The organism is Pseudoalteromonas lipolytica (genome assembly GCF_001306915.1).
In the GTDB taxonomy this organism is placed as follows: Bacteria; Pseudomonadota; Gammaproteobacteria; order Enterobacterales; family Alteromonadaceae; genus Pseudoalteromonas; species Pseudoalteromonas simplex.
Genome location: NZ_LJTC01000001.1, coordinates 63507 through 87148 on the forward strand (window position 1 = coordinate 63507; position 23642 = coordinate 87148).

At 42.3% G+C, this 23642-nt stretch carries 19 protein-coding genes; 9 read left to right on the forward strand and 10 right to left on the reverse strand.

The genetic code is table 11. The annotated features are described in order from the left end of the window. Nucleotides 1-9: 9 nt before the first annotated feature. Both AOG27_RS00305 and rsuA read right to left on the reverse strand, forming a co-directional pair. Nucleotides 10-1584 (reverse strand): methyl-accepting chemotaxis protein, encoded by a 1575-nt coding sequence (locus tag AOG27_RS00305; protein WP_054551330.1) that lies wholly within the window; start codon nucleotides 1582-1584, stop codon nucleotides 10-12. Between the two features lie 154 nt (nucleotides 1585-1738). After that, on the reverse strand, nucleotides 1739-2437 hold the full coding sequence (gene rsuA / locus AOG27_RS00310; RefSeq protein WP_054551021.1) for a 16S rRNA pseudouridine(516) synthase RsuA: 699 nt from the start codon (nucleotides 2435-2437) through the stop codon (nucleotides 1739-1741). Nucleotides 2438-2495: 58 nt separating this feature from the next. On the opposite strand from rsuA, the gene zapE reads away from it, so the two are divergent. After that, on the forward strand, nucleotides 2496-3605 hold the full coding sequence (gene zapE / locus AOG27_RS00315) for a cell division protein ZapE (protein ID WP_054551022.1): 1110 nt from the start codon (nucleotides 2496-2498) through the stop codon (nucleotides 3603-3605). A gap of 48 nt (nucleotides 3606-3653) precedes the next feature. On the opposite strand, the gene AOG27_RS00320 is transcribed toward zapE, so the two are convergent. Next, nucleotides 3654-6674: a TonB-dependent receptor domain-containing protein gene (locus AOG27_RS00320; protein WP_054551023.1), complete on the reverse strand. Its 3021-nt coding sequence runs from the start codon at nucleotides 6672-6674 to the stop codon at nucleotides 3654-3656. A 330-nt stretch (nucleotides 6675-7004) separates the two neighbouring features. Here AOG27_RS00320 and AOG27_RS00325 point away from each other — a divergent pair, with 330 nt between their 5' ends. Then, nucleotides 7005-9134 (forward strand): winged helix-turn-helix domain-containing protein, encoded by a 2130-nt coding sequence (locus tag AOG27_RS00325; protein WP_161804333.1) that lies wholly within the window; start codon nucleotides 7005-7007, stop codon nucleotides 9132-9134. Nucleotide 9135: 1 nt separating this feature from the next. On the opposite strand, the gene AOG27_RS00330 is transcribed toward AOG27_RS00325, so the two are convergent. Further along, the gene (locus tag AOG27_RS00330; RefSeq protein ID WP_054551025.1) at nucleotides 9136-9465 is read right to left on the reverse strand and encodes a 5-carboxymethyl-2-hydroxymuconate Delta-isomerase; all 330 of its coding nucleotides are present in this window, start codon (nucleotides 9463-9465) and stop codon (nucleotides 9136-9138) included. Between the two features lie 10 nt (nucleotides 9466-9475). Beyond that, nucleotides 9476-10063 (reverse strand): outer membrane beta-barrel protein, encoded by a 588-nt coding sequence (locus tag AOG27_RS00335; protein WP_054551026.1) that lies wholly within the window; start codon nucleotides 10061-10063, stop codon nucleotides 9476-9478. 103 nt (nucleotides 10064-10166) lie between these two features. Here AOG27_RS00335 and AOG27_RS00340 point away from each other — a divergent pair, with 103 nt between their 5' ends. The 6 genes from AOG27_RS00340 (at nucleotide 10167) to AOG27_RS00365 (ending at nucleotide 15106) form a co-directional block, all read left to right on the forward strand. After that, the gene (locus AOG27_RS00340; protein WP_054551027.1) at nucleotides 10167-10637 is read left to right on the forward strand and encodes a CreA family protein; all 471 of its coding nucleotides are present in this window, start codon (nucleotides 10167-10169) and stop codon (nucleotides 10635-10637) included. Between the two features lie 3 nt (nucleotides 10638-10640). Continuing rightward, nucleotides 10641-11423 (forward strand): hypothetical protein, encoded by a 783-nt coding sequence (locus AOG27_RS00345; RefSeq protein ID WP_054551028.1) that lies wholly within the window; start codon nucleotides 10641-10643, stop codon nucleotides 11421-11423. Nucleotides 11424-11429: 6 nt separating this feature from the next. After that, on the forward strand, nucleotides 11430-12050 hold the full coding sequence (locus tag AOG27_RS00350; protein WP_054551029.1) for a LysE family translocator: 621 nt from the start codon (nucleotides 11430-11432) through the stop codon (nucleotides 12048-12050). Between the two features lie 7 nt (nucleotides 12051-12057). Continuing rightward, a complete protein-coding gene (locus AOG27_RS00355) occupies nucleotides 12058-12573 on the forward strand; it encodes a gamma-glutamylcyclotransferase family protein (RefSeq protein WP_054551030.1) in 516 nt (171 codons plus the stop codon). Continuing rightward, nucleotides 12570-14117 carry a serine hydrolase gene (locus AOG27_RS00360; RefSeq protein ID WP_054551031.1) on the forward strand — a complete coding sequence of 516 codons (1548 nt, stop codon included), beginning with the start codon at nucleotides 12570-12572 and terminating at the stop codon, nucleotides 14115-14117. Before AOG27_RS00355 ends, AOG27_RS00360 begins: the two co-directional genes overlap by 4 nt. 68 nt (nucleotides 14118-14185) lie before the next feature. Beyond that, nucleotides 14186-15106, forward strand: coding sequence for a histone deacetylase family protein (locus AOG27_RS00365; RefSeq protein ID WP_054551032.1), 921 nt, complete (start codon nucleotides 14186-14188; stop codon nucleotides 15104-15106). On the opposite strand, the gene AOG27_RS00370 is transcribed toward AOG27_RS00365, so the two are convergent. Then, the gene (locus AOG27_RS00370) at nucleotides 15103-15396 is read right to left on the reverse strand and encodes a hypothetical protein (protein WP_054551033.1); all 294 of its coding nucleotides are present in this window, start codon (nucleotides 15394-15396) and stop codon (nucleotides 15103-15105) included. The two genes, AOG27_RS00365 and AOG27_RS00370, sit on opposite strands and share 4 nt — an antisense overlap. A gap of 78 nt (nucleotides 15397-15474) precedes the next feature. On the opposite strand from AOG27_RS00370, the gene AOG27_RS00375 reads away from it, so the two are divergent. Continuing rightward, nucleotides 15475-17979: an EAL domain-containing protein gene (locus AOG27_RS00375; RefSeq protein WP_054551034.1), complete on the forward strand. Its 2505-nt coding sequence runs from the start codon at nucleotides 15475-15477 to the stop codon at nucleotides 17977-17979. Here the strand turns inward: AOG27_RS00375 and AOG27_RS00380 are convergent. The 4 genes from AOG27_RS00380 to AOG27_RS00395 all read right to left on the reverse strand — a co-directional run bounded on the left by AOG27_RS00380 (nucleotide 17976) and on the right by AOG27_RS00395 (nucleotide 23547). Then, the gene (locus tag AOG27_RS00380) at nucleotides 17976-18785 is read right to left on the reverse strand and encodes a DUF2797 domain-containing protein (RefSeq protein ID WP_054551035.1); all 810 of its coding nucleotides are present in this window, start codon (nucleotides 18783-18785) and stop codon (nucleotides 17976-17978) included. The two genes, AOG27_RS00375 and AOG27_RS00380, sit on opposite strands and share 4 nt — an antisense overlap. Nucleotides 18786-18831: 46 nt before the next feature. Next, entirely contained in the window at nucleotides 18832-21330 is a 2499-nt protein-coding gene (locus tag AOG27_RS00385; protein ID WP_152967102.1) for an EAL domain-containing protein, read from the reverse strand. 93 nt (nucleotides 21331-21423) lie between these two features. Continuing rightward, the gene (gene purD, locus AOG27_RS00390; protein WP_054551037.1) at nucleotides 21424-22710 is read right to left on the reverse strand and encodes a phosphoribosylamine--glycine ligase; all 1287 of its coding nucleotides are present in this window, start codon (nucleotides 22708-22710) and stop codon (nucleotides 21424-21426) included. 15 nt (nucleotides 22711-22725) lie between these two features. Beyond that, on the reverse strand, nucleotides 22726-23547 hold the full coding sequence (locus tag AOG27_RS00395) for a class I SAM-dependent methyltransferase (RefSeq protein ID WP_054551038.1): 822 nt from the start codon (nucleotides 23545-23547) through the stop codon (nucleotides 22726-22728). Nucleotides 23548-23642: the final 95 nt, after the last annotated feature.

A 23642-nucleotide genomic window follows, 5' to 3' on the forward strand; every position in this document is an offset into this window, starting at 1 on the left:
TGATTTAAATTAACTGAATTTAGCGGTTTCAGTTTCTAAATTGCTAGTAAGACCTTTGATCAAATCAGTTGCTGTATGGGCCTGATTTGATACATCAGCCGTTTGTGAAGCCGTGTCTGAGATAGTTACGATGCGCTTGGCGGTGTCTTCACCTGCATCAAGTTGCTCTTTTGCAGCAATGGCTATTTGATGGCTCATTTGTGCAATTGCGCTGAGTGAGCTGGCAACGCGTTTTAGCTCTTCATTGGCTTTAGTCGACTTTTCAACGGTTTGTTCACTGGTACTAATGCTAAGCGAAACCGATGACTTGGCATCTTGGGTTGCAGCTTGTAGTTTGCCAATCATATTGCGGATTTCTTCAGTGCTGGTCTGTGTGCGCTGGGCAAGCCCACGAACTTCATCAGCAACTACTGCAAAACCTCGTCCTTGCTCGCCTGCACGGGCAGCTTCTATCGCCGCATTAAGCGCAAGTAAGTTCGTTTGTTCGGCAATACCTTGAATAACACTGAGCACATTTGCGATGTTATTTACCTCATCATCAAGCACTTGAATGTTATTACCAGCGCTGTCAATTTGCTGCTCTAAAAGCGCGATGGTATCAGCAGCCTCGCTGGTTAAGTGGCTGGCACTTTGACCTTGTTGCTCAGCTTCTTGCACTGAGTAAGCCGCTTGTTCAGCATGTTCTACAACGGTTTGCGCTGAGGCTGTTAACTCGGTAATTGCTGAAGCTACCATTTGAGTTTCTTCGTTTAGGCTACGAGTCAGTTTGTCAAGCTCAACAGAGCGAGATTCGTTATCAACACTTTGATTTTTTAAGCTATCTGTAACGCCTTTAATGCCGCCAACAACGCCACGTAAACCTTGCTGCATGTAATGCATGGCAGCAATAATGCTCTCAGGTGGAGCATCTTGGCGAATATGTGAGTTTAAGTTGCCGCGAGAGACGTTTTTTACAATACCAATTACTTCGTCAATTTCGCCGCCCAAGGCATTAGTGAGCGATGAACCAAAGCGGGCAATGGCAAAGGTCAGCGCAATGGCAATAAGCATAGATAAGCCCAGCAGCCACTTTGCAGTATTCCAATAACGTTCATCAACTTCTTTGGCGCTAATGCCTGTACCAACATACCACCCAAACAGCGGTGTTTTTTGTACTACAGAGGTTAAATCAACGGTTTCACCATCTCGCACTGAATCCCAGTGATAGGTGATGATTTTATTGGTCGTGTTACCCACGAGCTTTTCGACCATACGGCCGATACTGTTGCCGCTGGCATCTTTAAAATCGTTAAAGCTGGTGCCGTGTAGTTCTGGGTCGTGCGGAGTGGCGACAAAATCTAAGTTGTTGTCGACGACATAGACATATTCTGAGTCGTGGTATTTATTTTCTCGAAGTACCTGAATCGCGAGCTTCTTTGCTTGTGCTTCTTCGAGTTGATTGCTTTTAACCATCAACTCAAATTGCTCAACAATATTGGTGGTGCTCTTCATGAGCTGGTTGATACGCGCGATGTTGTCGCTTTCGCTGGCATGGCGTAAAGATTGTAAGCCAAGTAATGCTATCGCCGATAACGCAATAAACATAGCGATAGCAAATAAGGTGATTTTTGTTTTTAAAGCTAATCCTGATAACACAGTCAGCCTCCTTTATTATTTCCCCTGTTAACTTCTACCACGTTTGTCTGGTTTTATTAAGGGAAAATGACAGCGTTATCATGATTTTTACTCAAGTACCTATTTAGAGCTTCAGTTCGGCTTCTGTCAGGGCACGATATTCACCGCTTGCAAGGCTTTCATCAAGGGTGATGTCTGCTATTTTTTCACGATGTAATTCAACAACTTTATTACCTACAGCTGCAAGCATTCGTTTAACTTGATGGTATTTACCTTCGCAAATTGAAAGGCGTAAGCTGTAGCTTGCAAGCTTTTCAACAATAGCAGGGCGGGTTAGTTCTTTTTCGTTGTGTAATTGCACCCCTTGCTCTAATGCTGCAATGGCTTCTTCATCAATAGGTTCTTGAGTTTCAACTAAATAGGTTTTGAATTTGTTATGCTTTGGTGCAGTAATTTTGTGTGACCAGTCGCCGTCATTGGTGATGATCACTAACCCTGTGGTGTCGATATCTAAACGGCCGGCAACATGAAAGTCGCTCATATTTGGTTCATCAAGTAAGTCGAATACAGTTGGGTGAAGGTCATCTTTGTTGGCACACACATAGCCCGCTGGTTTATGGAGCATAAAGTAGCGTTTGCCTAAAAACACCAGCGGCTCGCCTTGCCAGCGCACGTCGTCATCTTGGTTGATTGAATAATCAAATGAGGTGATCACCTCGCCATTAACAGTGGCGTATTTACGTTTGATACCTGCTTTGGTTTTGCTGCGAGGTAACTCGGCAATATGGCTAATAAATTTATCTAAACGGCATGGAAATTTCATTGGGATCACATTTTTAGTCGGCTACAATGGCGGCGAGTATAGCGGATACTAGTTACCTATGACAGTACAGCAAGGACAAATATTACAGCATTACCAAGCGCAAATAGCCAAAGGTGATTTGCAAGAAGACCGTGCCCAGCGCATAGCGATAAATGCTCTTGATAATCTAGCCACAGAATTGGCTGCACCAAGCCATTGGTGGCAAAGCGCTAAGCCAATAAAAGGGGTTTATTTGTATGGTCCAGTAGGGCGTGGTAAATCCATGTTAATGGACGTGTTTTTCAAGCTTGTTAATATTGACGCTAAGCAGCGTTTGCACTTTCATCATTTTATGAAGCAAGTGCATGAGCGCTTAACTCAGCTGCAAGGGCAAAAAAATCCGCTGACGGTGATTGCTAAAGAGTGGGCAGAGCACATTCGCTTGATTTGTTTTGATGAGTTTTTTGTGTCTGATATTGGTGATGCCATGATCTTAGGTGGCTTATTCAAAGCCTTGTTTGAGCAGCAAGTAGTGTTAGTGGCAACGTCAAACTGCCAACCGGAGCAGTTATATCGTAATGGTTTACAGCGAGCACGATTTTTACCCACTATCGATTTATTAAATGAGCATTGCCATGTTTTAAGTGTTGAAGGCGACACAGATCATCGCTTTCGCTTTGGCAAACAAACCGCACATTATTTTATTAATAACAAAGAGGCGCTAACAGAGCGCTTTTTAAAGCAAGAGCAAGTAATACAAAGGCAAACAACGATAGAGGTTTGCCACCGCGAGCTTAGCTGTATCTTGCTCGCTCAAGACGCCATTATGTTTGATTTTATGACGCTTTGCTCAGGACCTAGAAGCACCGCGGATTATATTGATTTGGCAGAGCGTTTTCAGCGGGTGTATTTACTCAATGTGCCAGTAATGGGGCGCGGAGCCACAGGCAAACAAATTGTGCATGGTATTGAAGATAGCTACCAGCGAGAAAAGCAAGATTTACAAGAACACTTTTTAGATGATGAAGCGCGGCGCTTTATTGCTTTGATTGATGAGTTTTATGATCGCAGCCGATTATTGGTGATTTCGGCTGAGGTGGGCATTAGCGATTTATATCAAGGCCAAAAGCTGGCATTTGAATATGCGCGTACCGAGTCTCGATTAGTTGAGATGCAAAGCTGGCATTGATAAAGAAACACGCCACTGAGGCGTGCTTCTTATTTTCGAGCGCTGAGGCTAGAAGCTGTATGATACACCTATGTATGCATAGCGCCCCTTGCCACCACCGTATTTTGAATAATAATTACCGCGGCCTGATGGGTAAAAGTCCCCTTTATTATCAAAAAGGTTATTCACACCACCAAATAAACGTAAATCACTTTTGTTAGACAGTCCTAATTTATAAGAAACTGACAAATCATGTCTTAGGTATGAGCCGTAATCTTGAAAAGCTAGTTTTTCAGGGTTTGTAACGCATTCATCGCTTCCTTCTGCGCAGCGTTCATCATTATCTGCTAAGTAGCCTAAGTATTCTTCTTCTCTACTTTGGCTTGCTTTAAATGAGCCTAAGTATTTAGTGCGCCAACGGATCCGTAACTCATCTTTTCGCCAAGTTAAAGACATTGAAGCTTTATCTTTACTTTCGCCATAGCCCGCATAATGTGTAGTCACTTTACCGCCATCAGGGCTTTGGTATGTTTGCGAGTTCTCGATGACATGATTGTAGTCAAGTTTAAATGCCAACTGACCTAAACTTTGTAAATCATATTCATACTGAGCTGAAACATCATAACCACGTGCAGTTAGCTCATCGAGGTTGTATTTACGTTGTACTATTTCAATGATATTACCTTCATCATTACGGGTAATATCATTACAAAAAGAATTATTTTCACCCCATTGTGTACCTGAGTCATAACACTCTCGTTGAATATTATCATTACTTAATTCAGAGATAGCATCAGAGACAGATATGTCATAAAAATCAATCGCAAGATTAAAATCAGGGATAAACTGAGGGGCAATACTCACACCGAAAGTATAGGTATCAGCGGTTTCTTCTTTGAGCTCTTTATTACCCACACCCGGTGAATAACGGTTGTTATCATCATCAAATTCAAAGTTAGGATCTTCTGCAATTAGGGCTGCAAGTGTTGGCTCTTTGCGGCAGTTATCATGCCCTGCGTCAGTTGATGTAGCTGTTAGACCATCACAGATATCATCATAGCTGTCATAGTCGCCGCGTGGTGGTGATAATAATTCTGTGATAGTTGGAGCACGTTGAGCACGGGCATAATTAGCTCTAAAAGCATAGCCATTAGTAATTTCCCACATTACGCCTAATTTATAACTGGCAACAGTCCCGACATTATTCATACTGTAGTTAGCTACACGTAAAGATAGGTCAGTATCAAGTGACTTTGCAAATGTTGCATCCCTTAAAAGCGGGAGTGCAAGCTCAGCAAAAGCTTCATATACATCAACTTCACCATAAAAAGTAGGCACATAATTAAAAGTAATACCGCCTGCTTTTATATCATCACTGGTTTTGAGGTCTTGGCTATCTTTGCGGTATTCACCACCAAACACAGCTGCAACTGGCCCTGCAGGGAGCTCAAACAGGTCACCAGTAATGTAGCCTACCGCACCATATTGTTTTATCTCGGTATCAATAATTGGGTTGCTACGGATCCAAGCGGCCATCTCTTCGGTAATAGAGCCTTCACCAAATAAGTTAATTGCTACACAGCCTTCTGCGCGAGCCGCTTCATCAGTACACTGAATTGTGCCATCAGCTAACTCTTCAGCTTGTAAAGCTTGATTAAGTCTAACTGTATTTAATTCATTGCTCCGTACTTGATGTTGTTTAAATCGACCATAGCTGACTGAAAAATCCCAGTCCCACTCGTCATTAAATAGAGTGCCTTGAAGGCCAGCCCAGCTGCGAATAGTTTTTCGACTATTGTCAGTAGTGATGTTACCAACCTCATGAAAGCGACGATCCCAATAAATACGGTCTTTGTATGGGTTTGCATCAAGAATTTCTTGTGGAACATACGGATTGTCAATTGGAATATAACCCGGTTTTACAAGCCCTAAAGGCTCACCTGTAGCCGGATCAAACTGCGGTGCTGTGGCACCCTCATATTCGTCTTCTGGTGATTTATGATTGAACGAATCACTGTCACTGTATTGCACTTGCGCGTAAAACATCACATTGTCAGTAAGGTCATAATCAATTTTAACTGCAGTAGAGAAGTTATCGCTTGGTACATCAAGCATTACATACTGATTTGAATTGATACCATAAATTTCTTCATTACCTTTCCAATCATCACGCAGGGTTTGTCCGTCGTACCAGAACTGTGTGTCGTTTTTGCCATTTTCTAAAAACACACCACCAGGAAGACCATCACTTTTACTCACCCAATCAGCTTGCGTGATGTCGCGCATACATTGATCGCCATCTGCTGTTTGCATTACATTACACATGCGATCTTTATCGTAATCGTAGCTATCTTCTATTTGTGCGCGTTTACGGTCGTAAAAAGTCATACCGAAATCACGGTCCCAGTTTGAACTGAAATAAGCATAGCCGCGACCATTATCGAATGATGTACCATAGTTTAAATCGAGGCTAAACTCTTTACTGCCTCCTTCAGTTGACTCGCCAGTTTTAGCTTTAAAATCAAACCCTTCTTTTTTTGATTGAGTGATGATATTAACAACACCGGCCACAGCATCGGCACCATAAGTTGCAGAAGCGCCACCACTGATTATTTCAACGCGATCAACCATGCCGCTCGGAATAGTATTTAAACTGACATAGTTGCCGCTGTAGCTATTAGAAACTACACGACGGCCATCGATCAGCGTTAAGGTGCGATTAGGGCCTAAGTTACGTAGTTCAACTGTTGATAGACCGGTAGTTGAAACGCTTGATTGGCTGGTGGTGTTACCGATGCTCTCGCTAAGAGCTGGCATGTTATCAACTAAAATATCTGATAAGTTGCTTAATCCTGTATCGGAAATAGCGTCACGATCCATCGTTACTAAGGGGGTTGAAATGGAAAAACTATCACGCTTTATTCGTGAACCTGTCACGACAATTTTTTCAGGCTCTTCAGTTTGCTCATTGGCTGTTGGGGTGGTATTGGCAGTGCGAGCTATTTCAGCCTCATCTGCAAAAGCATGTTGACTAAAACCACTGGCAACGGCAAGTGCAATGGCACAAGGTTTGGTTAGTAGATTTCTCACAGGCGTTCCTAGTTGTTATATTTTTAGTTTTTAGAACCAGAGTGATGCTCTTTTTAAGGGCAGTTAAAATTTACAGCGAACAACACTCTGGTTGGTCGGTATTGACGTTAAAATAATTATAGAAATGTGAACTTAACTACAATCTTAGGTTGCTCGTTTATGTCTCTATTTTATATCTATTGAATATCTATTCATTTAAAAACAGTGCGTTAGGAAAATTCTTATTGTTAATTAAATTGCAATTCTAGACTGGTTAATACTTGGCTTTTACGTTAGATTGGTAGGGGCTTACACTGCTGTTTATCTAAAATGAGGTTTTATTTAGAGTTAATGGAAACATCTAATCGCGCTTATCAGCTGGGCCCATGTGTTGTTAACCCGCTCGAAAATAAACTGATATGCAATGGCAGTGAACAGCTTTTGCAGCCTAAATTCATTGAGCTATTAGGCTGTTTAGTTGGGCGCTACCCTGAACCTATCACCCGTGAAGATCTTATTAACCATGTGTGGGAAGGTAATTTTTATGTTGGGGAAAAAGCGTTAACGAATGCTATTTGGCATTTACGAAAAACATTTAAAGAACTCGACCCAGAACAAACTTATATAGAGACATTACGTAAAACGGGTTACCGGGTACTGTTAAAGCCTGAACCAATAGCTACAGCCGATGAAGTAAAAACCGAGAGCTTTAGTATCACAGCAGTACAAATAAGGCAGTTGTTTGTGGCTTTTTGTTTAATAAGCCTAGTGGGAATGTATTGGCTGTTCTCATCGCCCTCAGAGCAAATCAATTCAAGCTTTGTGTTGCCACTTAATAGCATCGAAAGTGTGACGGCAAGCCCTGGTCGTGAGATTTATCCTTCAATTTCAGATGATCAACACTATTTGGTGTATTCATGGCGACAACTTGGTAAACAAAATAACCTCTATTTACGCGATTTACATTTTCCTGAACACCCAGCCAAGCAATTAACAGACTCACCTTTTACCGAAGGACGCTCTGTGTTTAGCCCAGACTCAAATACTTTATACTATTACCGAATGGCGTCAGATGTTTGTGAAATTGTAAAACTGTCTTTGGTGAATGCCATCAGTGTTGTACTTGGCGAGTGCAGTAATAGCTATGCAGCAGATCTTGATATCAGTAGTGATGGCAAAACTCTAGCCTACATTGCAGATCACACTGGGCAGTCAGGCAACAGGGTGACTCGTATCAAGCTACTTGGGTTACAGGAAAAACAAACAAAAGAAACAGTTATTCCTTGTAATGATGACTGCGAAACTGTGTATGAGTCAGTGTCGTTTTCGCCAGATGCACAGCGAGTTGTGGTTACGCGTAATGTTAAAAACAACCAAAAAGCGTTGTTTTTAATAGATGTAAAAACAGGGCAAAGCCAACGGCTAACTCATGATTTTGTTGATATTCATGGTGTAGATTGGCATCCGTCTAAAGAGCAATTGGCGTTTAGTGCGGTAGAGGGCGCTAAGCGTTATGGCTATTTTTATGATATTAAGAATAAAACCTTAATCAACACGCAAATTGCTGGTATGAGTTCACCTAACTTCAGTGGCGATGGGAGTGTTTATTATCATCAATGGGATTTAGATAAGGTAATCACGCGACTGAAAATAGACGAACAGGTGGCAAGCTCGCCATTTTCTATGTTGTCGACTAACTTTAGCTCGCTCTTTCCCGAGTATAATCAGCAACAGAATAAACTGCTGTATGTGTCGAATGAGTCAGGCAGTTCGCAGCTTTGGATTGTAAACCCCGATAGTAGCTCGCGAAAACAGCTTACTAATATTTCACATAGTACCGCTGAGATCCGTGACCCGACCTGGTCAGCCGATGGACGTTATATCTTGTTTTCATTGAACGATAACGGCAGCGCTCGTTTATTTTTTTATGATTTCAAAGTAGAGCAAAGCCAACAAATCGAACTGCCATTTAGCTATGCTGCTAAACCCAAGTTTAGTGCTGATAGTCAGCATTTTTTAGTCTCTGATGGTGACTATCTTTACCGTTATGATTTATCAGGAAAAAACCAAGGAAAAGCTGTTGAAATGCCAGCACAGTATGGCGTTGAAACACAATCGGGCGATATTTTATTTACCAATTCGCGCCATGCTATTTGGATTAAACATCATGATACAGGTGTTGAAGAAATGCTGGTGAACGATGTTAAGTTGGCGCGCAAATATGCGTGGTTACAAGTAGCAAAAAACGCGTATCATGAAGGGCGTATTTATTATTATAAAGAGCGCCGAGGTGATTATCGTATTAGCTACTATGACTTAGCTAGTAAACAACATCATGATTTAATTGCTTTGCCTGAGCGCGCATATAGCCGTTCATCGGGTCTGACCTACATACCCGATGAACGTTGGTTGGTTTACACTGCGTATCTATCGCCTGAGATAGAAATCAAGCGTTTACCCGCAGCTTATTTACCAAAGTAAGTTAGCACTTACGATAGATATCAGCATCCATATCATAAATATTAACGCTTAGACTATACGAGCGGCGGCAGTATGTTCTTAAGCAATTTAATAATTGCTCACTAAGCATCTGCTTTTGCTCTACGGTTCTTCCTGCCATAATTGATGCGCCGATGTGTATAAAGCCATCTTTACCTTCACCTAATTCGTAATGTTGATAAGCGATTGCACGAGTCTTTATGGTCGAAAGATCAAATAAGCCTGAGTCAAAAACGGCTTGGTGAACTTTTTCAACTAACACTTGTGGCAGAATTGGCAAGTCTTCTGAGTGTTCTATAACAATGTGCGGCATGGGGTTTTCCTTAAAAGCGGTAACTAAAACCGATGTTTGTTTGAAATTGGTTTAATACATCACCATCAAAGTGCCATAGACATTGGCTGTCTTCAGATGCTGGTAATGTGCATGATACGTTACTTGCATTATTTACAATAGTTGCCAACCAGCGAGTTTCAATATAAACCCGTGCTTGATCAGTAAATAAATACTCGGCGCCACCATAAAGACCTGTGGTAAAAAACGTATCGGAGTCGGCAAAGTCAGTGCTGACATGATTTGCGCCAATTTGGGCACCAACAAAACCTACCATACGATTTGCTAATGGTACTTCTATAGCACTTTGAAATAGCAGGTATTGCATCTCGACTTGCTTGTTGGTTTGGTCTTTCATGTCGAGTTTGGTAGCTGAATAAAAGAAGCCATAGCGGGCATTATTAAGGGTTCTATCTAGGCTGACAGTAAAATGGCTGTCATCCTCAAGCTCAATTTTTAGGTTTTCTTCGGTTTGCACTGAGTTAGTAAAGTTTTTGCCGAAACCAGCGCTAATAGAGTAGCCAGCGTGAGCAGTGCTACTTAAGAACATTAAACACAGTAAACCAAGCGATTTTTTCATTGTTTAGGTGCTCGTTGTTGAAGATATTTTGAGATAGTATTGAAACATAGCAAGCAAATCGTTGTAAACGGACAACTATCGCTTTTTAATAAGGAACACTAGGATGAAGTTACTAAAATTAGCTGCACTTACTGCGCCACTGATTTTGTTGAGCGGTTGCTCGGATGATGCAGCTTCGGTGAGTTTGGGGCTATTCACTACCAAAGATATTAAAGTGGTATCACAACAAGACCCGCTTATAAGCGGTGTTACTTGCCATATTAGCCATATTGAAGCGAATCTTGATTTTGCTGATCCATCTGATATGTCTATTGCTTGTCGTCAAACAGGACCTATAACCGCTGAACAATTACAACAAATTGACCGCAGTAAATCGGGCGAAGTGGTGTTTAAGTCATCGAAAAGTATTTTGTTTAAGTCGTTAAAAGTGCGTCGTATTTATGATGCGCCAACACGCACTTTATTATATTTGTCTTATTCAACGAAAGAGTCGAGCGGCAGCCATCATCATGCTTTATCAACCGTGCCTCTTTACAATACGGATGCATGGCAGTGGGCACAATCACAAGAGTAATTTATGTTAGCGTTATTTAAGTCAGCCCCACTTGTTGATGAGCAAGAGCAGCAGTGGTTAATCGATACCTTTTTATGGGCTGTTGAACACTTTGATAGTGAATATTTTTTAAAACACACACAAATCATTTTACCTAACGGGCAGTTCTTTCCGGATAGGGTATCGAGCGTCAGTGAAATGGCTGAAAAAGTATTTAGCCGAGTTGTTGATTATGCGGGGATGCAGGCGTGGCCAATTAACTTAGTTGCGCCATCTGGGCTTACACCTCAGGTGTTTCCGCATTTTGAATTTCAAGACAATTTACGCGGTAGCGAGGCGAGTTTAATTGTGCCGGCAAATCATCCGGTGAATATCTCGTTTAACCCGAACCAAATCAATCAACCGCAAGATTTAGTGGCAAGTTTTGCTGGTACCTTAGCAACCATTTTGATTCACCATGTAGGTGTATTACCGCCCGGTGGTAAAGAGTACTTACCGCAAGCGAGCGATGCGTTGGCATGCTATTTAGGCTTTGGGGTGATGATGAGTAATACGGTGTATCAATTTAAAGGAGGCTGCGGCTGCGGTTATAACCCTTATGCTAATCGCCAAGCGGCGCTGACTGAGCCTCAAACGCTATTTATGCATGCGCTAGTTACGCATTTTAAAGGGGATAATCAGTCGAAGAAGTTTTTAAAACCCCATTTACGCAGCCAATATAAAAAAGCGCAAAAGCAAATTAAAGCATTGGTGAGTGACAGTGCAAATCCGTTGTTATTAGCATTAGATGAACAAGCAGTAGGGTAATATTGAGTGCAGTATTTAGATGAGTTTTTATTGATAGCCATTGCTCACTTTTTTGCAGTAGCAAGCCCAGGCCCTGACTTTGCAATTGTACTAAAGCAAAGTATTCAACAGGGTCGTAAAAATGCACTTTGGACCAGTGCTGGGGTTGGTGCGGCTATTTTGCTGCATATTGCTTATTGTGTATTAGGTGTGGCATTAATTTTATCCCAGTCACCTAGCTTATTCATGGCTTTAAAATACCTTGCAGGGGCTTATTTGGCTTACTTGGGTGTGCATGCTTTACGAAGCGCAAAACCTAGCGATAGTAAACAGCAACCCCTTGCTCCTGCTGAGCCTGAATCTGTGTATAAAGCATTTCGACGCGGCTTTTTTACCAATGCCCTTAATCCCAAAGCAACACTGTTTTTTATGTCGTTGTTTACTCTTGTAATAAGCCCTGAAACACCTGTTGTAGTGCAGGCTGGTTATGGCATGTATATGGCAATGGCGACTTGGCTGTGGTTTTCATTTTTATCATTGGTGTTATCAAAAGCATCAGTGCGAGCATTTTTCTTAAAAAGCGGATACTGGTTTGATAGAGGCATTGGCGTGATCTTAATTGCCTTAGCTATTCGCGTTGTTGTGTGAGGTAAGTATGGCGTTATATAACTTTTCATTTGGTTCAAATATGTCATCGAGCAGATTGCTGGCAAGGTTACCTGAAGCAAAGCGGGTAGGCACAGCTATTCTAAAGGGCTATGAGTTGACGTTTGATATGGTCAGTACCGACGGCTCTGCGAAATGCAGTGTGCGTAAAACAGCGCAGCAAGATGCCTTGGTATATGGTGTTGTGTATCAGTTAAACGAAGCTGAAAAGTCGATTCTTGATGATATTGAAGGGCCGCGTTATGACTGTGTGGATATCACCGTTGAACTCATCGATGGTGAGCAACTCGCAGCACATTGTTATATTGCCAACACCTTAGATGAGTCATTATTGCCATTCGACTGGTATCTTCAGCATGTTCATCGCGGAGCGCTTGAAGCAGGTGTACCAAATCATTACAGTGAAGCAATACTCGCAAGACCAAGTTGCGATGATCCAGATAAAACCCGAGCAGCGAGAGAGTTCGCTATTCACAACAATAAAAATCACCAAGGGACATTATGACATTTCGTAAATTAGCCGCTGCCGCGGCGCTGTTATCGAGCTGTTCGTTTTACAGTTATGCCGATATTGATACTAAAAAAATTGAAAAAGTAATCGAAACGTCAATGGCACGTTTTGATGTGCCGGGTATGGCAGTGGCGATTGTTGAAAATGACCAAGTCGTGCTAGCAAAAGGTTTTGGTGTATCTCACCTTGATACCGGTAAAAAAGTAAATAAAGACACTTTATTCGGTATCGCGTCAAACACCAAGGCATTTACCGCAGCAGCGTTAGCTAAATTAATTGATGAAGGTAAGCTTAGCTGGGATGACAAAGTAATTGATCATCTTCCTGAGTTTCGTCTGTATGACCCTTATGTAACACGTGAAATGACCATTCGCGATTTATTAAGCCACCGTAGCGGTTTGGGTTTAGGGCAAGGCGATTTAATGATTTGGCCAGATACTGACAAATCAGTTGATGAAATTATCGCAGGGCTAAAATACTTAAAACCAGCGAGTAGCTTTCGTAGTAAATACGCCTATAACAACTTAATGTTTGTAACAGCCGGTGAGGTAGTAGCCCGTGTTTCAGGCATGAGCTGGAATGATTACATCGAGAAGAATATTCTTCAGCCACTTGATATGAAAAACTCACGCGCAGGTTTTTCACGTATCCCTAGTAGCAATAAAAACTGGGCGACGGGTCATATTCCAATGGATGGCCAACTTCATCCATTTTTTGTGAACTACCTTGAAGATTTCCGTGGTGCAGGTGCGATTGCATCAAGCGTGAGCGATATGAGCCAATGGCTGCGCACGCAGCTTGCTCATGGCAAAATGCCAAATGGCCAGCAGTTATTCACTGAAAAACAGCAGCAACAAATGTGGCATCCACACATCACATCAATGGCATCAAAAAGTGCTTATGAAGCTTACCACCAACAATTTAGGGGCTATGGTTTAGGTTGGAGCATTGAAGATTTCCACGGCATTAAAAAGCTAGGCCACGGTGGTGGTATCTTAGGCATGGTGTCTCAAGTGACTTTATTACCTGAGAAAAACCTCGGTATTGTTATTCTGAGTAACCAGCAAGCATTTAGTGCGCTCTCTGCAGTGACCTATGAAGTATTAGAAGATGCATTAGATCTTGAAGATAAAGACTGGGTTGAAGATCTTGCTAAAAAGCACTTTGAAGGTAAAAAAGAAGCTTACGCAAACGCAAAACCAGAAACACCTGCTGATTATCAAGCGAAACTACCAAACATCAACTACACAGGCACGCTGCACGATAACTGGTATGGTGATGTGGTAATCGAGGAGTTAAATGAGCAGCTACGTATTGATTTTACTCATACAAAGCGTTTGAAAGGTCAGCTGGAGCATTACACCGGCAATACGTTTATTGTGAAGTGGGATGAAAAGTTACTCGAAGCAGATGCGTATATTGAGTTTCAAATGAGCCCAGATAACCGCGTGAGTAGTGCAAAAATGCGCGTTGTCTCAACGGCGGTGACAGACTTTAGTTTTGACTTTAGAAATTTAGATTTACGCGCTAAAAAGTAAACCAAAGTCGCAAAGCCACCGTTAGGTGGCTTTGTTATACTGGGGGAAAATAATTCAAGGAGCGTATTATGAGAACGGCTGTTATCTCACATCCATTTTGTCGTAAACATAAAATGATTGAGGATCACCCCGAATGCCCTGCGCGTTTAGATGTGATCACTGACCGCTTGCTAGCAAGTGGTGTTGATATAGCAATTACTCACTTACAAGCTCCTAAAGCCAGCCGCGACGACTTTTTACGTGCTCATGATGAATCTTTGGTTAGTCACGTAGAGCAAACAATTCCCGCTGAAGGGCTTGTTGAATTAGACGGCGACACTTGGTTGTGTCCTGATTCAATGAAAGCGATTGAACGAGCCGTTGGCGCTGGATTACTCGCCGTTGATGAAATCCTTGCTGATAAGCTGGATGCCGCGTTTTGTTCTGTTAGACCACCCGGGCATCATGCAAACCGCAGCACCTCTGCAGGATTTTGCGTTTTTAATAACCTAGCCATTGCCGTGAAGTACGCGCAAAGCAAAGGTGTAAAACGCATCGCTATTTTGGACTTTGATGTACACCACGGCAACGGCACACAAGATATATTTTTAGATGATGACACTGTGTTGTTTTGCTCTTTGTTTCAACACCCGTTTTACCCAAATACCGCCGTTGAAAATAACGCGACGTTAGTGAACTCACCGCTGCCAATTGCCAGTGATGGTAATGACTTAAAAGCTGTTTACCTTGAGCAGTGGCTACCAAAACTAAATGAATTTAAACCTGAACTATTGTTTATTAGTGCCGGGTTTGATGCTCACCTTGAAGATGACATGGCAAGCCTGAAGTTTGTTGAAGATGATTACGCATGGCTAACCACGCAATTAGCTGAATTTTGTCAGCAGCAAGGTTGCAAAGGGATTATCTCTTATCTTGAAGGGGGCTATGCTTTATCAGCCCTTGGTCGCAGTGCCGTTGCGCACATTAAAGCGCTGGTGGATGCCCCTTAATCTACCAGCATCGCAAAGGCTTGCGCTGGTGTAAGCCGAGTAACCTTACTTAAGCAGCACACTCCTTCTTGTGCTAGATACTCTGTCACTCTATTCGCAAGTTCAACGTCAGTTAACGCTTTCACGCTTTCTCCCTGCAAGTTGACATACAGCCCTGTTGTTAAAAGCAAGATAGCTTCTTGCTGCTGCTCTTCACTCAAACCATATACAAAGCTTTCTATATCGGCTTCATCTTCTACTAATGCTAATTCATGGTCTGAAAAAATAATCTTAGGAAATGATGAGTGCATTTATTGTCCTGTGTCAAAGCTGCCGAGGTTGAAATGATTATAATTGCCAATTCATGTAAGAACTAGGAAAGTCTACTTATGAATCAACCAAGACGACATCAAAAGGTGAGTGATGTTTTTTCGCAAAAGCTGGTATCGTGTCCTGCGCATACGCCTTTGGTCGATGCGGTGAGGTTGATGCATGTTCACAATGTAACGGCGATTTTTATCAAGCATGAGCAGTCTGTTGTTGGTATTTGGACTGAGGCTGATTGTTTGAAAATTGACATCAGCAGCCCGCTCTATAAGAACCTTGCCATTCACGAGGTCATGTCTGCGCCTGTTATTACAGTGCCGAATCAATGCTCAGTCAGTGATGCAACCCTGCGTTTTCAACAGCATGGCATTCGTCATTTATTGGTGATGGATAGTGAGAATCAGCCTGCAGGTATGTTGAACTTATCTGATATTGTGCATAACCAAGGTTTGGACCACTACCTACAATTTCGACCTATTCATGAACAGTATTGCACTGACCTAGAGATAGTTGATGCGCAAACACCGATAGAAGAGGTTGTGCAACTGATGCGTGCAGGCCGCCTTGATAGTGTACTGGTTTATAACCGAGAGCTTGAACTGCACGGTATTATTACTCAGCGTGATATTGTTGAGCTGATCATTCAAACTGAGTGGCTAAATCCTTGTTGGCAATATGCCAGCTACCCGCTCATTGAAATTGATTGTGAAAGCAGTTTATTTGATGCGTATCGCACTATGACAGATCGTAATGTGCGTCATTTGGTGGTCAGAGATGATGAAATTTGCGGGGTAATTTCATTCGCTGATTTGATTACTGAGATTGAGTCAGCTTATTGCTGCGAGCTTGAGCGGGCAATTGAGCAGCGTGATATTGCTTTGCAAAAGTCACAACGTAACTTGTTTTTGGCAAATAAAATTATTGATGCCTCACTCGATGGCATAATGCTAACCCGTAAAGACGGCACGATTATTCAAGTTAACCCTGCTTTTACTAAACTGACCGGCTTTGCTGAGCATGAGGTAATCGGTAAGCGTCCCAATATTTTAAGCTCTACAAAACATAGCCGTTCGTTTTATCAAAAAATGTGGCATGCCATTGAATACGAAGGGGTCTGGCAAGGGGAGATCTGCAATTGCAAAAAAGATGGTGAAGAGTTTGTTGAGTGGCTCACCATTATCCAGATTAAAGATCCTAACTTTGATGAAGTACTTTATGCGGCAATTTTTAGCGACATTACAGAGCGCAAGCGTGCAGAAGAAAAAATTGCCCAGCTCGCCTATTACGATGAATTAACCGGCCTGCCTAATCGGCGCTTATTTCATGACCGACTCTCAATAGCTCTTAGCAGCGCCAAACGAAACCATGATCTATTAGCGGTGATGTTTATCGACTTAGACCGCTTTAAAGAGGTGAACGACAGTTTAGGCCATGACGCTGGCGATAACTTATTACAGCAAGTGGCAGAGCGTATTTTATCAATTCTTCCTGAAGGGGATACCCTTGCACGCTTAGGTGGCGATGAGTTTGTCCTGTTATGTGAAGTAAATCGGGTTGAAACATTGCTAAACTTTGCCGAACAAGTGTTGCAGCAAGTGAGTATGCCGCTTGCTATTAACGAGCATGTAGTTGCAATTACAGCCTCAATTGGCGCTGCAGTTTTCCCTGATGATGGCGTAGATAGCGCTACGTTGCTCAAGCATGCCGATATTGCTATGTACCGTGCTAAAGAAGTGGGGCGTAATTCATTTCAATTATTCAAACCTGCGATGAATGCACGCTCTTTAGAGCGATTGGCTATGATGAGCCGATTACAAAACGCCATCGAAAGCGATGAGTTTGAGCTTTATTTCCAGCCTAAGCAGCAGTTAAATTCTGGCAAAATTTTAGGGGTAGAGGCACTGTTACGTTGGCATGAGCCAAATCTTGGGGTGATATCACCCGCTAAATTTATTCCTCTTGCTGAAGAGCTTGGCCTAATTGTGAAACTTGATTTATGGGTCATCGAGCAGGCCTGTAAAGAGTTAGAAAAGTGGCAGCAACAAGGCATTGAAGCAGGGCGCTTAGCAATTAATATTTCGGCTAATCACTTACGTCAGGGGCAATTAGCGTCGAATGTTGAGCGCTTACTCGAGCGTTACGATGTAGACCCTCACAAGCTTGAAGTAGAGCTTACTGAAAGCTGTTTTATCAGCCACTTTAGTGAAGCTAAGCAAGAGTTACTCGCGCTTAAAAAGCTAGGTGTGCATATAACGTTAGATGACTTTGGCACGGGCTACTCGGCTTTAAGTTACTTAACTAAACTGCCAATTGATACGTTAAAAATAGATGCTAGCTTTATCGCAAAAGTGCCAGATGAATACGGTAATAGTGAAATTGTCACGGCGATTATTAGCCTGGCGAAAAGCTTGAGTATTCATGTTGTCGCAGAAGGGGTAGAGAAGGTAGAGCAGTTAAATTACTTACGTTCACTTAACTGCGATACCATTCAAGGCTATTACTTTTGCCGTCCAATAGCGAAGCAGCAATGGTATGACTTTTATCTTAATACCGAAAAAAGTGCTTAACCTAGGCTAATTTCGTAAGAAGTAAACTTACGAATATTAATGACGCCAGTATCAAAAATTAAGTACTGGCCCTTAATGCCTTTTAAAATACCTGATACTTCTGGTGCTTTATCAAAATTAAAAGAGCTGATTTTGCTTGGGTATTCACTTACTGGGTAGTCTAGCTCAACCACCTCTTCATCGAGCTTTTCAATGGCTGTTGCGCCAAATAGCTCTGCAAGTTCACTTAACTTAGCATCAATTTGTGGGATCAACTCTGCAGCAGCGGCTTTTAAATCAATCGCTTCAGATTGGCCTTTTAGCATGTTTCGCCAATTGGTTTTATCTGCAATAAACTCGGCTAAGGCAACCTCAACTAAACCCGATTGAAGACGGGTTTGTACTTTGAAGATAGGTAAAGCTTGCGTCGCACCTTGGTCAATCCAGCGTGTAGGAATTTGAGTATGGCGGGTAATACCTACTTTTAGGCCTGAGGTGTTGGCTAAATAAACGTAATGCGGGATCATGCAGTTTTCTTCACCCCACTGTGGCTCACGACAGGTGCCCTTATCAAAATGGCACGTTTCAGGTTTCATGATACACATGTCACAGCTAGCCAGTTTACGCATACAGACAAAGCAGTGGCCTTGAGAGTAGCTTTTCTTGGTTTTCTTACCACAGTTACAGCAAAAAATATTGCCGGTAAAAGTCAGTGTGAGTGGCTTACCAATATAGTCATTTAATGAAACTAGCTCATCACCGATAGGTAATTGATATTCGACAGGAGAGGTCAGTGTCGACTTTAATTTTCTGATCGTACCTTGCATCTTTACATGGCCCCTAAAGATGTTAAAAAAGGCAGTGTAACACGGCCTATTTAAATTGTGAGGCAATAAAGCTTAGATACTCATTAATCGGCACCGCTTTGCTGTAATAATAGCCTTGCCCTTGATCTGCGCCCATCTTGATCAGCATTTTTTCTGTTTCTTGGTCTTCAATGCCTTCGATGGTGATATTCATATCAAGGTTATGAGCCATATCAATAGCCGTTTTTACCACTACCTGGTTGGTGGTATTATTCACTAAATCCAGAATAAAGCTCTTATCGACTTTAATCGTACTAAATGAATAATTTACCAAGTAGTTTAACGACGAATAACCAGTACCAAAATCATCGAGTACCACCTTGCTACCGAGTTTATTAAGTTCGCTGATAAAGCTGACCATTTCATCATGGTTTTTGATAAGCGCAAACTCAGTTAATTCAAACTTTAGCTGATCCGCAGTAATGCCATGCTTTAAAATGGTGTTTTCGACTTTTTCGACAAGCTTAGGGATCGCGAGATTCTTGGCACTTAAATTAACGCTAATGGTATGGTCGCGATAGCCTTGTCGATTAAGCTGGGCAGCGGCTAGGCAAGCCTGATCAATCACCCATAAGCTCAACTCGTTAATTAAACCAGTACGTTCAGCCAATAAAATGAGTTGCTCAATATCCAGGTATTTCCCTGCTGTAGGCCAGCGTAACAATGCCTCTGCGCCACAGGTAGCACCGCTGCGTAAATTGATTATGGGCTGTAAGTAAATGGCTAAGGTATTGCTTCGCATTGCTTGTTGTAACTCGGCGGCAAGGCTGACATCCATATCGATATGCGGTGTGTTAAAGTCGATGTTTTGCTGCTTTTGTGACAGACCTAAGTAGCCACGTTGTAGCCAAATATCAAAGCCATCATCACTAACCGGTTCGGTAATGCTATGGCGGTAGTAAAGCTGCAGGTCTAAGCCTGCCACTTTATATTGTTTAGGCAGCTGTTTGCATAAGTTGCTAAGTTCTTGGTGTAGCTCTGCTTGTGATTGAATTTTGGTAGAAATAAAAGCCAGTACACCATTGCCTAAGTCAGCTATTTTTGGACTGTTATCTAATGCCGATTCTAAATTAATAAATTGCCTATTCTTATTAATTTGGTGCTCTAGCGATTGGGCAACAGTAATAATTATTTGGCTGCTTTGACTTGGCTTTAGAATGCTCATAAGGGCATTGAATTGCTCTATTTTCACTAAACAAAGGTTAGCGAGTCTTTGCTCCGAGGCAATCGCCATATAGGCTTGTTTGAGCATTGCTTGGTTGAGTAGCTCAGTTTGTTGCGTATGGGTTGCATGATACAGCGCTTTTTCACGTTGATAACGAACACGGTCTGCCAGCGCCATTGCCATAAGCACAATCTCACAGAGAATGGCGACTAAAAATATGTGCCTAACAGCAAAACTGTAGGGAATAAAGCCCGTTAGTTCTAACGGCTGAATGGCAGCGCCTACAATCAGTGGCACCCACGACATGACATAAAACTTTGCCCACCGAAAACCACTCACCAACTTTTTGTAAATCATGCAAATACATAAAATGTATAACGGCACCATGATGGCAAAAAAGATTTTCGAGGAATGGTATTCCAACATAAAAAAGCTGAGCAAACCGAGGCTGAACAGCAAGGCTAAAAAGCTGATACTGAGTTTGTATAAGCGGCAATTGTCTTTATGGTAGCGTAAGAACATGGTGCAAAAGGCGACGGTGAAAAATGCAATCGCGTAGTTACTGAAGACCACTTGCTCATTAAAAAAGATTTGCCACGATAACGGCCATAAATAAAAACCAAAGCCTAGCACTGAGCCCATAAGTAGTAGTGCTGAGATGATGTAGCCTATATAAATAAGATAGACGCGGTCACGGATCCCTAAAAATAATACCAAGTTATACAGAGCTGCCATGATCAGCACACCAATGAAGATCCCCCAAATTCCTGATTGCGAACGTAGTAGGTCTTGAAACTCTTTTTCACCATAAATATTAATAGGTGTTTTGCTAATCCCAACCGTATCTATTTTTATAATGAGGGATGTTTGTTCATAGCCCTGCATGGTGAGCATGCTGTGCGGTGTACTGTATTGAAACAAACTAAGGCCAGAGATTTTATCACCTAGCTCGGTTGTATCTATAAGCTGCCCTGTATCATCAACATGATAAACGCTAAGGTAATCAACCATAGGGTTGTCAAAGTGAATCGCCAGCTCCACAGGCTTAGCTTGACGGTTTTCTAAATCAAGCTTTAACCAATAATCTTGCGCAGCTAAATCCCATTCAACATCTTTAAAAGGGCGATGTTTAAGCTTGTCTGGCTCAGCTAAAAACTGCTCGAGTGTTAGCGCTTTACTGCTATCTATTCGATACGCCGTATTACTGTAGATGGGGGCTGTTTTATCTATGGTGTAGCGGGTAGGGCTGGCTAAATGTGCAGCTAGGGTAGCAATGATAAAAAACAAAATTGTCAGAATAAGAAATGAAACAAAGTTATATTTCAGTGCTTTATTATTCAAAATTAGTTCTTTATCTAGGTAAATATTCTCATAGTGTAGCATTAAAAAAGCGCAGATAAACTGCGCTTTTTTCAGAATTAGACTGGTTTGACCTTAATTCTGTTCGCGAGCAATTGCACGATAGGCGATATCAGTACGATATTCCATGCCTTCCCAGCTGATTTGATCAACTAGTTTATAAGCACGTTGCTGCGCTTCAGTTACAGTGTTGCCAAGTGCCGTAGCACACAGTACACGACCGCCAGCTGTTACTACGTTGTCGCCGTCTTGCTTAGTCCCTGCGTGGAATACTTTCTCACCTTCAGGGTAAGTAACTTGCAAGCCATTGATAGTGTCACCTTTCGGGTAGCTATCTGGGTAGCCTTTAGCTGCTAATACAACACCGACTGCTGCACGTGGGTCGAACTCGATTGCTGTTTTATCTAGTTCTTCACGGTTAGCCGCTTCGATAAGTTCAACAAGGTCAGACTTAAGACGAAGCATCATAGGTTGTGTTTCAGGGTCGCCAAAACGACAGTTGTATTCGATTACTTTTGGCGTACCATCAGCGGTGATCATTAAACCAGCGTATAAGAAACCAGTGTAAGGGTGGCCTTCTTTTGCCATACCTTCAACTGTTGGATTGATCACTTCGTTCATAATACGTTGGTGAATTTCATCAGTCACCACTGGAGCAGGTGAGTATGCACCCATGCCACCAGTGTTTGGACCTTGGTCACCGTTGTAAGCGCGTTTGTGGTCTTGGCTAGTTGCAAATGGCAGTACGTTTTTGCCATCAACCATCACGATGAAAGAAGCTTCTTCACCTTCTAAGAACTCTTCGATAACTACACGGCTTCCCGCTTCACCAAAGCTGTTGCCTGCAAGCATATCGCGGATAGCTTCTTCAGCTTCAAGCTCAGTCATCGCAACGATAACGCCTTTACCAGCTGCTAAGCCGTCAGCTTTAACAACAATTGGCGCACCTTTTTCTTTTAGGTAAGCCAGTGCAGGCTCGATTTGTTCAAACGTTTGGTAATCAGCTGTTGGAATGTCGTGACGTGCTAAGAAGTCTTTAGTGAATGACTTAGAGCCTTCTAGCTGTGCAGCACCTGCTGTTGGGCCAAAGATAGCTAGACCGTTTTCACGGAATGTATCAACTACACCTAAAACAAGCGGTACTTCTGGACCAACAATAGTTAACTCAACGTTGTTTTCTTTAGCAAAAGTAACTAAACCTGCTAGGTCTTCAACGTTGATAGCTACGTTTTCAAGTTTTGGCTCTAGTGCAGTACCTGCGTTACCAGGAGCTACGAAAACGGTGTTTACTTTAGTATTTTGTGCAGCCTTAAACGCAAGAGCGTGTTCGCGGCCGCCACTGCCGATGACGAGTACATTCATGGCGTATAATCCTATTTATAGCGGTTTTTTAAACTTCAGCGTCATACGATCACTTTCACCAATCGCTTTATACTTCGCGGCATCTTGCTCGCCTAAACGAAGGCTTGGTGGTAGTGTCCACACCCCTTTAGGGTGATCTGCTGTATCAAGTGGGTTTGCATTAATGTCACTGCTTGCCACCAGTTCAAAGCCAGCTTGCTTTGCAATATCAACTACATAGCTTTGCTTCATATAACCTGATGATTTCTGATCTTCATCGCTGCGCGCTTCAGGTAGACGGTGTTCAACCACACCTAAAGTGCCGCCTGGTTTAAGTGCTTTATAAAATGCTTTAAACGCACTTAACGCGCCTTCTTTATCTTTACCCATGTACCAGTTGTGTACATTTCTAAATGTTAAGACAAGATCTGCGCTACCCGCTGGTGCAATATCAAGATGTGTTACTGGTGCAAATTCAGTTAGTTTAACTTCACTGAAGCGTGCGTCATCGCTCATCTTTTTCTTAAAACCAGCTAATGAACGTTGGTAATAACCCACCTCAGAATCAGCTGGGAAATGTGCCGCGTAGTAAACACCATGGCCTTTTACAGCTGGCGCAAGGATTTCGCTGTACCAACCACCGCCCGGCGCAATTTCAACAACGGTCATGTTTGGCTTAAAGCCAAAGAACTCAAGTGTCTCAACTGGATGGCGATATTGATCACGTGCGCTATTTTTAGTATCACGTTCGCTTGATTGCACGGCTTGTGTAAGCGCTGATTCATGGTCATGGCTTAGAGCCTGTGCTGATGTCAGTGCAAGGCTGGCAACAAGTAACGATTTTACGGCAAATTTCATCATCTATTCCTTCATTATATGGGCAATTATTATTAATCAGAATACGTGAATTTGTGGCAAACAAAAAGGGTTAAGCTATGTGCTTAACCCTTTAT